The 10,075-nt window shown below is 60.3% G+C and carries 16 protein-coding genes; 10 read left to right on the top strand and 6 right to left on the bottom strand.

Annotated features, from left to right (window positions below; genetic code table 11):
* The 4 genes from ACHWRX_RS12690 to ACHWRX_RS12675 all read left to right on the top strand — a co-directional run.
* The coding region (locus ACHWRX_RS12690; RefSeq protein ID WP_394659461.1) for a Rossmann fold domain-containing protein at positions 1 to 294 on the top strand (294 nt) is incomplete at its 5' end.
* Positions 291 to 1,310: a GTP 3',8-cyclase MoaA gene (gene moaA, locus ACHWRX_RS12685; RefSeq protein ID WP_394659460.1), complete on the top strand. Its 1,020-nt coding sequence runs from the start codon at positions 291 to 293 to the stop codon at positions 1,308 to 1,310. The genes ACHWRX_RS12690 and moaA, both read left to right, overlap by 4 nt.
* A gap of 1 nt (position 1,311) precedes the next feature.
* Positions 1,312 to 1,554 (top strand): MoaD/ThiS family protein, encoded by a 243-nt coding sequence (locus ACHWRX_RS12680; RefSeq protein WP_394659459.1) that lies wholly within the window; start codon positions 1,312 to 1,314, stop codon positions 1,552 to 1,554.
* Between the two features lies 1 nt (position 1,555).
* A complete protein-coding gene (locus ACHWRX_RS12675; RefSeq protein WP_394659458.1) occupies positions 1,556 to 2,008 on the top strand; it encodes a molybdenum cofactor biosynthesis protein MoaE in 453 nt (150 codons plus the stop codon).
* A gap of 7 nt (positions 2,009 to 2,015) precedes the next feature.
* On the opposite strand, the gene ACHWRX_RS12670 is transcribed toward ACHWRX_RS12675, so the two are convergent.
* Positions 2,016 to 2,537, bottom strand: a complete 522-nt coding sequence (locus ACHWRX_RS12670) for a hypothetical protein (protein WP_394659457.1) — start codon at positions 2,535 to 2,537, stop codon at positions 2,016 to 2,018.
* A 234-nt stretch (positions 2,538 to 2,771) separates the two neighbouring features.
* On the opposite strand from ACHWRX_RS12670, the gene rplU reads away from it, so the two are divergent.
* The 4 genes from rplU to ACHWRX_RS12650 all read left to right on the top strand — a co-directional run bounded on the left by rplU (position 2,772) and on the right by ACHWRX_RS12650 (position 4,812).
* Positions 2,772 to 3,068 (top strand): 50S ribosomal protein L21, encoded by a 297-nt coding sequence (gene rplU / locus ACHWRX_RS12665; RefSeq protein WP_183615417.1) that lies wholly within the window; start codon positions 2,772 to 2,774, stop codon positions 3,066 to 3,068.
* Between the two features lie 24 nt (positions 3,069 to 3,092).
* Positions 3,093 to 3,362, top strand: a complete 270-nt coding sequence (gene rpmA / locus ACHWRX_RS12660) for a 50S ribosomal protein L27 (protein WP_394659456.1) — start codon at positions 3,093 to 3,095, stop codon at positions 3,360 to 3,362.
* Between the two features lie 233 nt (positions 3,363 to 3,595).
* Entirely contained in the window at positions 3,596 to 4,171 is a 576-nt protein-coding gene (locus tag ACHWRX_RS12655) for a GNAT family N-acetyltransferase (RefSeq protein WP_394659455.1), read from the top strand.
* A gap of 83 nt (positions 4,172 to 4,254) precedes the next feature.
* Positions 4,255 to 4,812: a GNAT family N-acetyltransferase gene (locus ACHWRX_RS12650; protein WP_394659454.1), complete on the top strand. Its 558-nt coding sequence runs from the start codon at positions 4,255 to 4,257 to the stop codon at positions 4,810 to 4,812.
* A gap of 3 nt (positions 4,813 to 4,815) precedes the next feature.
* Here the strand turns inward: ACHWRX_RS12650 and ACHWRX_RS12645 are convergent, their stop codons facing one another.
* A complete protein-coding gene (locus ACHWRX_RS12645) occupies positions 4,816 to 5,565 on the bottom strand; it encodes a YgfZ/GcvT domain-containing protein (RefSeq protein ID WP_394659453.1) in 750 nt (249 codons plus the stop codon).
* Between the two features lie 202 nt (positions 5,566 to 5,767).
* On the opposite strand from ACHWRX_RS12645, the gene ACHWRX_RS12640 reads away from it, so the two are divergent.
* Positions 5,768 to 6,346, top strand: coding sequence for a nitroreductase family protein (locus tag ACHWRX_RS12640; protein WP_394659452.1), 579 nt, complete (start codon positions 5,768 to 5,770; stop codon positions 6,344 to 6,346).
* Positions 6,347 to 6,390: 44 nt separating this feature from the next.
* On the opposite strand, the gene ACHWRX_RS12635 is transcribed toward ACHWRX_RS12640, so the two are convergent.
* The 4 genes from ACHWRX_RS12635 to ACHWRX_RS12620 all read right to left on the bottom strand — a co-directional run bounded on the left by ACHWRX_RS12635 (position 6,391) and on the right by ACHWRX_RS12620 (position 9,199).
* Positions 6,391 to 7,278 (bottom strand): ROK family protein, encoded by an 888-nt coding sequence (locus tag ACHWRX_RS12635; protein WP_394659451.1) that lies wholly within the window; start codon positions 7,276 to 7,278, stop codon positions 6,391 to 6,393.
* A gap of 88 nt (positions 7,279 to 7,366) precedes the next feature.
* The gene (locus ACHWRX_RS12630) at positions 7,367 to 8,044 is read right to left on the bottom strand and encodes a sugar transferase (protein WP_394659450.1); all 678 of its coding nucleotides are present in this window, start codon (positions 8,042 to 8,044) and stop codon (positions 7,367 to 7,369) included.
* A 65-nt stretch (positions 8,045 to 8,109) separates the two neighbouring features.
* Positions 8,110 to 8,628, bottom strand: a complete 519-nt coding sequence (locus tag ACHWRX_RS12625; protein WP_058736142.1) for an FxDxF family PEP-CTERM protein — start codon at positions 8,626 to 8,628, stop codon at positions 8,110 to 8,112.
* A gap of 349 nt (positions 8,629 to 8,977) precedes the next feature.
* On the bottom strand, positions 8,978 to 9,199 hold the full coding sequence (locus tag ACHWRX_RS12620) for a hypothetical protein (RefSeq protein ID WP_394659449.1): 222 nt from the start codon (positions 9,197 to 9,199) through the stop codon (positions 8,978 to 8,980).
* Positions 9,200 to 9,480: 281 nt separating this feature from the next.
* Here ACHWRX_RS12620 and ACHWRX_RS12615 point away from each other — a divergent pair.
* Positions 9,481 to 10,075 (top strand): archaeosortase/exosortase family protein (locus ACHWRX_RS12615; RefSeq protein ID WP_394659448.1); only part of this gene is annotated, 595 nt, incomplete at its 3' end.

Here is a 10,075-nt window from a genome sequence, read left to right as displayed (position 1 = left end):
TCCTCCCACTTCCACGCCGCCGTTCTGCCCCGGATACGCGATGCGCTGGCGCAAGGCGGCGATTGCGTGCTGCTGTTCGATCCGGCGGACCATACCCATCGCGAGTGGCGCCTGGGCGTGGTGCATGGCCTGGCGCGCCAATATGCGCCGGTGCGAGTGAATGCGATTGCCGGCGATGACCCACAGGCTATCGCTGCGGCGTTGGCTTATCTTTCGCGCGCGCCGGGGGTCACGGGGCAATTGTTGCCTGTGGCTGGAACGGATGCCGGCGCGATGTTATCTTCACAGGGATGACATCAGACAGATCGCCCGCAACTGCACCGCTCGTCGATCAATTCCAGCGGCGTATCAGCTACCTGCGCCTTTCGATAACCGATCGGTGCGACTTGCGGTGTGCCTATTGCATGCCTGAGCGGATGACGTTCCTGCCGCGCAAGGATGTCCTCAGCCTGGAAGAGCTGCACGATCTGGCGCTGGGTTTCATCGACCGCGGCATCTCCAAGATCCGGCTGACAGGCGGCGAGCCCTTGGTTCGGCGGGATATGATGGAACTGGTGCGCGCGCTGGGGCGGCGGATCGGCCACGGGCTGGAAGAGCTGACGCTGACCACCAACGGGACGCGCCTCACCGAATTCGCCGACCAACTCTACGACGCCGGAGTGCGGCGGATCAACGTGTCGCTCGATACACTGGACCGTGCCAAGTTCGCCGAACTGACGCGACGGGATTCCCTACCGCAAGTGTTGGAAGGGCTCGCCGCCGCCAAGGCTGCGGGCTTGCAGGTGAAGCTCAATACCGTGGCGCTGAAAGGCGTGAACCAGCCGGAACTGCCACGCCTGATAAGCTGGGCGCACGAACAGGGCTTTGACATCACCCTGATCGAAGTGATGCCGCTAGGCGAAGTGGAGGCCGACCGCGTGGATCAGCATCTGCCGCTGTCGGTCGTGCGAGATGATCTGGAACAGCGCTGGACCTTGGTTCCATCAGGCCACCGCACTGGCGGCCCAGCGCGCTATTTCGACGTGGTGGAAACCGGAGGTCGGCTTGGCCTGATCACGCCTTTGACCAACAACTTCTGTGAGGGGTGCAATCGCATTCGCGTGACCGCGACGGGGCAGCTTTTCGCGTGCCTTGGCGGCAGCGAACAAGTGGACTTGCGCGCGGCGCTTCGTTCCGAGGACCCCGAAGGTGCGTTGGCCGAAGCGTTGGCCGTTGCCATGCGCATCAAGCCCGCGCGCCATAACTTCGCGATCGATCACCGCGGCCAGGCCCCATCGCAACCGCGCCACATGTCGATGACCGGCGGCTGAGATGTCGCTGAAACTGGTGTTCCTCGGCCGCCTCGAAGACGCGGCGGGCGTGGCCGAGCGCGAGGTGCCGTTTGCTCCTGCCCTGAGCGATGTGCTGGCAGGACTGGAGCCGGAGTTGTCGGAGGCCTTGTCCGGCGCGCGGATCAAGCTGGCGGTGAACGGCAAGCTCGTGTCGGGCCACGATATGCCGGTACTGGCGGATGGCGATGAACTGGCGTTCCTGCCCCCCGTCAGTGGCGGCTGAGATGGCGGATGTCCGACTGCTGAGCACGCCGTTCGATCCGGCGGCAGAGATCGCAGCCTTCACCAAGGCGCATCCCCAAGCTGGCGGCATCGCCAGTTTCATCGGCCAAGTGCGCGCCTCCGCCGATGACAGCGCGGTGGAACTGCTGGAATTGCGCCACTACGATCCGCTGACTTTGCCCGCGATGCAGGCGTTGGCGCAGGAAACCTTGAGGCGCTGGGCCTTGGAAGGCCTGCTGATCGTCCATCGTAGCGGGCAGATGGCGGCGGGCGATCCGATCGTGCTTGTCGCGGCGGCCTCGCGTCATCGCCGTGAGGCTTTTGCCGCCGCTGATTACGCGATGGACAACCTGAAATCGCAAAGCTGGTTCTGGAAGCGGGAGCGCACAGGCGGTGAATGGCGCTGGATCGAGCCGCGCACGGAAGATTTCGACGACCTCGCTCGCTGGGGCTGAGCGGTGTTTATCGGATGCGCGCTTGCAGGCGGCTGATCACGCTGGTTTCGGCCGAAACCCAGCCATCCACTTGATCACGCGCCGTGGCGATCGTGGCGGCGGCGGGGCTGACCTGTTCGGGATGAGCGGCACGTTCATCGACGTAGAGCTGATCGAGCTCGGCCAAGGCGGTGAGGGCGCCGCTGCGCGATGTCTGCAGATCGGAGAGCGCCACTTGCGCTGAAATCCAGCTGTCGCTGGCGGTAGCGCCGGCGGCGGCCACCGCGCGCTCAGTTGCGGCTTGCCGGGATTGGAATCGCGTATGGGACTGGCGAGCCGTTTCCACCAGACCTGCAAGACGGGTGGTAAGGTCCGCGCTTGCGGGCGGCAGAGCAGGGATCGCATCTGCCGCATCCGGCGCCGGCGAGGCGCTGCCCTGAACACGCTCCACATCGCGGATCGCGAGAGAGGGATACTCTGCCGAACCCGCGCAACCGGCGAGCATCAGAAGGGTGGTAGGGACGATAAGGCGGGCGCTGGCGCGGATCATCGCCGTTTCATAGCACGCGATCCTTCCCGCGCGAGGGCAAATTGACCGGCCGCGCGGCGACTGAACCGTTGACTCGAATCAGGGGTTGGATTAACGGCACCCTTCTTCCGGAAACCTGTGCGTCGCACGGGTGTCCGGCGTGTTTCCCGTGCGGGGCTCCTTGGTGGGGCTGTCGCGGCCGGGGCAAGGTTGTTTCGGCCCTTCGGGCATAGTTTGAGATTGGGTAACAGCACCATGTTCGCAGTAGTGCGCACGGGCGGCAAGCAGTATCGGGTTGCCGCCGGAGACAAGATCGCGGTTGAGAAGCTGGCTGGCGAAGCCGGTGACAAGATCACCCTGGGTGACGTTCTGCTAGCAGGCAAGGATGGTGAAGTGGCTGACCTCGCTGGAGTTACCGTCGCGGCAGAGATCATCGCGCAGGCAAAGAGCGAAAAGGTGATCGTGTTCAAAAAGCGCCGTCGCCATAACTATCGCCGCAAGAACGGCCATCGCCAGCAGATGACCCTGCTGCGCATCGTGTCTGTCGGCTGAGCCAGAATTCCGGAGTAGATTGCAATGGCACATAAGAAAGCAGGCGGCTCTTCGCGCAACGGTCGCGATTCAGCTGGCCGCCGCCTTGGCGTCAAGAAGTTCGGTGGTCAGGAAGTGATCGGCGGCAACATCATCATCCGCCAGCGTGGTACGAAGGTGTATCCGGGTGTGAACGTGGGCATGGGCAAGGATCACACCTTGTTCGCTCTCTCGGAAGGCCGCGTGCGCTTTCACGAAGGCAAGCTTGGCCGTAAATACGTGTCGGTCGACATGATGGCGCAAGCCGCCGAATAACGGATGGTCGATGACGGGCCATCCAGCTTGGATGGCCCCTCGCCGGACTTCATCGTGAAGTTCCGGCACCATGAAGGGAGAGGGCCAACCCCGCTCCCTTTTTTCGTATCTCCCTTCAGTCACTTTGGCACTGTTGGCCGGGAAAAGCGTTCCCGAACCAGCGAGGCGTAACGCCTGTGTCATCCACGGATCCTATCGCGGCCGCGCGGGGGACTGACGAAGGGAGAGCGGTCATGTTCATTCGCAGCGAACGCCTGTTCCTCCGCCCCGCGTGGACCGAGGATGCAGCAGAGCTTCATACGGCGATCACTCACGAAGCGGTGATTCGCAATCTTACTCGGGCTCCTTGGCCTTACCAGCTGGCAGACGCGCAGGCGTTTGTCGGCGGTTCGCAACAGACCAGCCATCCAACATTGTTGATCACGCAGCCTGGAAGCACGGGGTCCCGGATCATCGGCGGCGTTGGCTTGCATGATGAGGACGGCCAGACTCAGCTGGGTTACTGGTTGACGCCCAGCGCATGGGGCCGGGGCTATGCCACCGAAGCGGCTAGTGCGCTGCTGCGCACCGCCGTGGCGCTTGGCCAAAGCAATATCCGGGCGTGGCATTTCTCCGACAATCCCGCCTCAGGGCGAGTGCTCTGCAAACTGGGGTTTCGGCCGCTGGGTCTTTCAGAGGACCGCTACAGCGCAGGGCGCGGATCGGTCGCGCCGTCGCGGGGCTATGCCCTGAATGGAGAAGGCGTCGTCGGTGGCGATGATGACGATGGGTCTGCCCAATTTGAAGATTTGCAGATGCACGCGGCCTGATCCGTAGAGGTCGCGGTGGTCTTTTCTCGTGCAACGACCGGCCCCAAGCTTTATGCTCCCCGGCAAAAGAACGGAGATGACACATGTTCATCCGCACGGAGAGGTTGTTCCTTCGGCCAGGTTGGTCAGAGGACGTCGAGGAACTTGCCGCCGCAATTGGTAACGAAGCGGCAATCGTCAGCACCGGATTTTCGCGGCAGGCCTCCAAGCAGGCGTTTCTGCGCGAGTTCTTCGCGCGTCCGCAATCGCGCTTGCTGCCTCATTTCCTGATTCACCTGCGCACCGTCAATGGTCCCGTCCTGATCGGCGGGATTTCACTGACTGCATCAGGCCGTAACGTCCGGCTGAACTACTGGCTCGCTCGCGAGTATAGCGGCCAGGGCTATGCGACCGAGGCCTTGCGCGCGGTTCTGGCGGAAGCCAGGATGCTCGGCCATCGCGAAGTCATCGCCGAACAGGCCGATGAGAGCGATACGATCTCGCGCATGCTGGAGCGGGCCGGCTTCAAGCCTGTGGATGAACGGCGAAGTCGTGATTTTATCGACGGACCGGTCCCGGCACGCGTCCACGTGGCGATCTTGACGGACAAGCTATTCGACTCGATCGGTGTCGGCTCACAACCGTCTCCCCGACCGGCTTAGAAATTACGCGGAGGTGGTTGGGTCAAGATCCAGCCAAGCGGGCCGAAGCTCGGAAGTGATATCCTCGATCCGAAGGTGATCGATTGCGAAGCCCAGCTCCGGATAGGTCGTGCGCTGCCGTTTGGGATCGGACTGTGCGAGCGGTACGACTACCAACCGGCGGGTCACTTTTTGCCGCCAATTCATGCGCGCCGTGTTTTCCTGGCCGACATAGCATCCCTTGGTAAAGCTGACACCGCGTAGTTCGACGGCATTGCACTCCAGCCAAAGCGTGGCATCCTGTCCCAGGTCCTGCCGACCCTCGCTGACCCCCAGGCCAAGACGATGCGCCAGATAGGCTTGGTCTGCGCATTCTGCAGACGGGGCGGTGGGGGCCAACCACCGCCAGCCCAGGCTTTTCAGCCGAGGATCAGGCGAGGCGTTTTCTTGCGGGTCTCGGCTCCAATGCACGGTCAGCGTGGGGTCGATCGCGATGTCGATCGCGCGACGAAGGCGATAGAGTGAGAGACGCTTGACGATCGCCTCACCGACCTTGGCTTCGCAATCCAGCAACAGCACGCCGTTCTCGCCCGGCCAGACGAAGAAGTCGAACAAGGCCTTGCCTTGCGGGCTCAACAGTGCGGTCCATACGGGCAACGCCTGCTGAACATCCGAAGTCACGAGACCTTGCAGGAAGGCCGCCACATCTTCGCCTGAATCGACGCGCGGAGACAGGCGGATGACGGCGCGCAGGCAGAGTTGGGAAGCGGTCATGCCAAGGGAAGTGGGATCTGCGAAGGAAGAAGGCAATCGGCCTCGATGGTGATCCTATGAGTTTTGCCGCCGCGGTTATTGGCTTTTCAAGATCGTCGATCAGTTTGGCAGACTTTATCTGCCTTTTCCGATGGCGTGTGAAGCGCCAGCTATCAGCCGAGTGGCGTGCAGATGCAGGCCTGTCGAGATGAAGGAAGCCATGATGACCGGACGTGTCGCCCATCCCAAAGTCGAAAAGCTGATCGTGGACCGTTGGAGCCCGCGCGCGTTTGACGAAAGCGAGATTGCCCAGGAGGATCTGAATGTGATCTTCGAAGCGGCCGGCTGGGCGCCCTCCGCCTACAACGTACAGCCTTGGACCTTCCTTTACGCTCGCCGTGGCGATGCCCATTGGGATAGGTTCCTCTCGGGTCTGATCGACTTCAACCAGGGCTGGGCCAAGGATGCCTCGGCGCTGGTCTATATCGTCTCCGACAAGCTGATGCGTTCGGACGAGGGCAATTCTGACAATCACAGCCACAGCTTTGATGCCGGCGCAGCTTGGGCCTTGGCCGCTCTGCAGGCTCAGGCGTTGGGCTATCACACCCATGGGATGACCGGGATCAAGTTCGGCGAAGCGGAAGCGCTTTTGGGCATTCCCGATGATCATCGCCTCGAAGCCGCTTTCGTTATCGGCAAGGCCGCCGGCAAGGAGAAGCTGCCGGACTTCCTGCAGGAGCGTGAGGCACCCAGCGGTCGCAAACCTGTCAGCGAGATCGCGCGAAATGGCAACTTTGCGTAATCGATAAGGGCGCCGGTCGCGTTGCGCGGCTCAAATTTAGCTGCTCAATCGCCAGCTGCTGCCATCGCCAGATAGAGGCTACCTGTCGGTCCAGCATCGTTGCCCAGTTGGGCGGGCACGATGCGGGATCGCAGGTCCGCGCCGGTCATAGGCCCCAGGTAACCGCCCAAACGTTCGGGCAAATGATCGATCGCCATGCGTAAGAGGTGCGGCTGGTGAACCGATACGCCCCCTCCGACGATGATACGCTGGGGTGAGAACGCGCATAAAAGGTTTGCAAAAAGTTCCGCCAGATCGGATGCAACCCAACCCCAGCGTGGATCATCTAGGGCGATCGTGCTGGGATGCACACCGAAACGGGCCTGAAGGGCAGGTCCACTGACAAGCCCCTCTACGCACCCGCCGTGAAACGGGCAGATCCCCGCGAAGCTATCATCCGCTGCCCGGCGTAGCCGCATGTGCCCGATTTCCGGATGCATCACGCCATGGAGCGGCTTGCCGTTGATGAGCACGCCGCCGCCGACCCCGGTGCCGATTGTGAGGTAAATCAACGTGTAGAGGCCTTGTCCTGCACCTATCCGCGCTTCAGCCAGGGCCGCAGCGTTGACATCGGTATCCAACTGAATCGGACCGCCAAAAACCTCCGCAATGGCATCCACGATGCGGGTTCCTCGCCATCCCGGCTTTGGCGTGTCCAGGATCATACCGAAATCGCGCGCTGCCGTATCCAAACGGACGGGGCCGAAACTCGCGATGCCCAGGGCCCTGATCGACGCTTCGCGATGCCAAGCCGCGATATGATGCGCTGCTATCGCCAAGGTCTCCTCAGGAGAGGTCGTAGGGAATTCTACGCGATCGATGATCGCCCCGGGTGTGCCCAGCACCGCAATCGTTTTGGTGCCACCCATCTCCAAGCCAGCGTAGCGCGACATGATTACCTTTCATCCCGCACATGCGGACGCGGGATGATGGCAGATGGGGACGACTGGACAAGAGGAGCCGAGGAAATATACTCCCGGCTCAGTAGCAACCCGAGCCAGAGAGCACGGCGAGTACCGTGCGCACCATAATCGCTAGGTCGAGATGAATGGAACGACTGCGCGCATATGCTGTATCGAGCGCCACGCGACGACGGTAGGTAGTGTTGTTGCGCCCACTAATCTGCCATAAGCCGGTTATTCCAGGCTTTACGCTCATGTAATCGACGATGTATTGGCGGTAACGGATCATCTCATTTTCGACGATCGGGCGTGGGCCGACAATGCTCATCTCACCGCGCAGCACATTGAAGATCTGTGGCACTTCATCCAGGCTGGAACGACGCAGCAGTCGTCCAATCGGTGTGACGCGCGGATCATTCCGCAATTTCTGATCAAGCTGCCATTCCGCCAGGGCTGCAGGGTTTTCTGCGAGATGCTTCTCCAGCACTTCAGCCGAGTTCACGACCATCGACCGAAACTTGTGGCACGGAAAGGTCTGGCCATGACGCCCAACCCGGCGATGAGCGAACAGCACGGGGCCTGGCGATGTCAATTTCATCGCAACCAGGATGATGATCAGCAGGGGCAACAGTACGATCACAATGCCGGCCGCGATGGCGATATCGCAGGCGCGGGTCAAAAAAGCATCCAGCGGGGCTGCCCGCAACGCGCGGCTGCTGACAGAGGTTTCGAATGGGGCGGGGGGCGTGACGCTCACGTACATGGCCGTCCTCGAGAGTCCGTGGAAAGAGCGGTATTTCTGGGATTTCTCCCGGGTCGCGCTCAGAACGCGTAGTTGACCGAATACGCAGTCTTGCGACGGCGCATGGCCAAGCCGGTGAAGCCGATACCGGCAATCATCATCAGCCACGTCGCGAGTTCCGGCACTGCTGACGAGAACGTCACGTTGCCCGAATATGCGCCGTTACCGGCTGACGTGCCGGTGAGAGTGATGGTCTGCGTCCCCTTCAGAACTGACCGCGTGACGCCACCGGAAAACAGGTTTCCGCCAACGTTCACAAGGTTGATAGCAGCCCCATTGAACGAGGCTTGCAGATTGGAGAGACCATCCTTCACCTTAAAATAGAGGACGCCCACGTCAGCTGAACCGTCGGTGGGGACATTGAAATCGATCGTGTCGGTGAAATCTCCCTTGGGGATCAGAGTATCGTAAAAGGCGCCTGAGCCGTTCACGATGGTGCTCGATCCCTGGCCGGTGAAAGACGTAACGGCCTGTGCGGGCGCACAGACCGCCACGGCCGAGGCCATCGCGGACGCAATCAAAATCTGGCGGCTATTCATGTTGCACGCTCCTCTGGATTTTTACTTATGAGATAAAGGCAGGCGAATCAGAGTTAATCTGTGCCTAACTAAAAATCTCATGATTTATTTTACGGTGCAACGTAGAGGGGTAAATCTATTTATATCAATGGCATAGAAGGTTATTTTTAGGGTGTATGACAAGTTTTTACCCAAAATCCTTCAATTAATACGTAGGTAAACTTAAGTAAAAATGCCAATTATCAATAATAATGCTCGAATACCGATGTTGTCGGATGCCAGCGTGGATGCAAAAACCTCGAGTTAATTGATGTCGTCCGAATTCGGCACAAATATTCCGCTTGCAGAAGCGGTCCGCCTCGCCGGGCTCTCAGAAGAACGGAAGCGCCAAGGTTGCCCAGATGACGGCGCCGATAACCAGTCCCACTATCATGCCGCGCGGCGCAGAAAGCGCGCCGGCGGTTTCGTCACTTGATCCACTGGTCGCTGCTTCTGGCCGCGGAACCTGAAAGTTGTGAGAATGCAGCACGGTCTCATCCTTCTCCGGAATATCAGGTGATGCACCTGGCGATCCAGGCTCTTCCGAGGTCATGTCTAAGGTTATCCAATACAAAGATGGTAAAAGCGAAGAGCGGATATTTCCGGATAGGAACATCGCTTAGCAATTTAATCCGAATTGGTATAAGTATTTCAACGAGTTCTTTGATCAACGCCATTCCGAACGAAACGAGGCAGGCTGCGGGTTTCTTTACGTCGGTACCGCTTTCGCAAGATCTCGCTGGCGCCCAGATCCGTTCAATACCTTGGCAGATAGCATCACCGTGGAGGTGTCAGCGATGGCATGTCCGCAGTTCGGGGAGCTAGGATCAGCACATGACGGGGGCTTGGCATATTTCAGCGACGGATCGGTCGCAGGCCGTGAGCGGTGACGGGCACCCGGACGTATCCTGGTACGGCCGCTATTGGTTTTTACTCGCGGCTGCCGCTGCAGCTGCGACACCGGGTATCATCTCGCTAGCCCGCAACTATTGGTCCACCGAGCAAGGTGCGGCTGGCCCCATCATCCAGCTGACAGGCCTGTGGTTGTTACGCCACGAGGGACAACATACGCACCGTTTAGATCAGCCTCACGGCGAAACGATTGCTCCCATTGTCTTGGTCCTGACTGGCCTGTTTACGGTAGCTGCCTCGATAGTTGAAAAACAGTGGCTTCAGCTATTTGGGATATATTGCAGCCTGATTGTGATGCTTTGGTCTATCATCGGAAGCCAGCAACTGCGTCAACTTCGTGCGCCATTGCTATATTTGGCCTTTGTCATCCCCCCGCCGGACAATATCTCCGTTCCATTGACCCATGCTCTGAAGGGCTTGGTCGCAAACGGGTCGATAAGCTTTCTCTCCGCACTTGGCTATCCTGTCGCGCGGGATGGGGTGCTGCTATATATCGGTCAATACGAACTGGTGGTGG

Source organism: uncultured Novosphingobium sp., from assembly GCF_964277725.1.
GTDB lineage: Bacteria > Pseudomonadota > Alphaproteobacteria > Sphingomonadales > Sphingomonadaceae > Novosphingobium > Novosphingobium fluoreni.
Note: the sequence above shows the minus strand (reverse complement) of the source record. Positions and strands in the feature narration are given on the sequence as shown.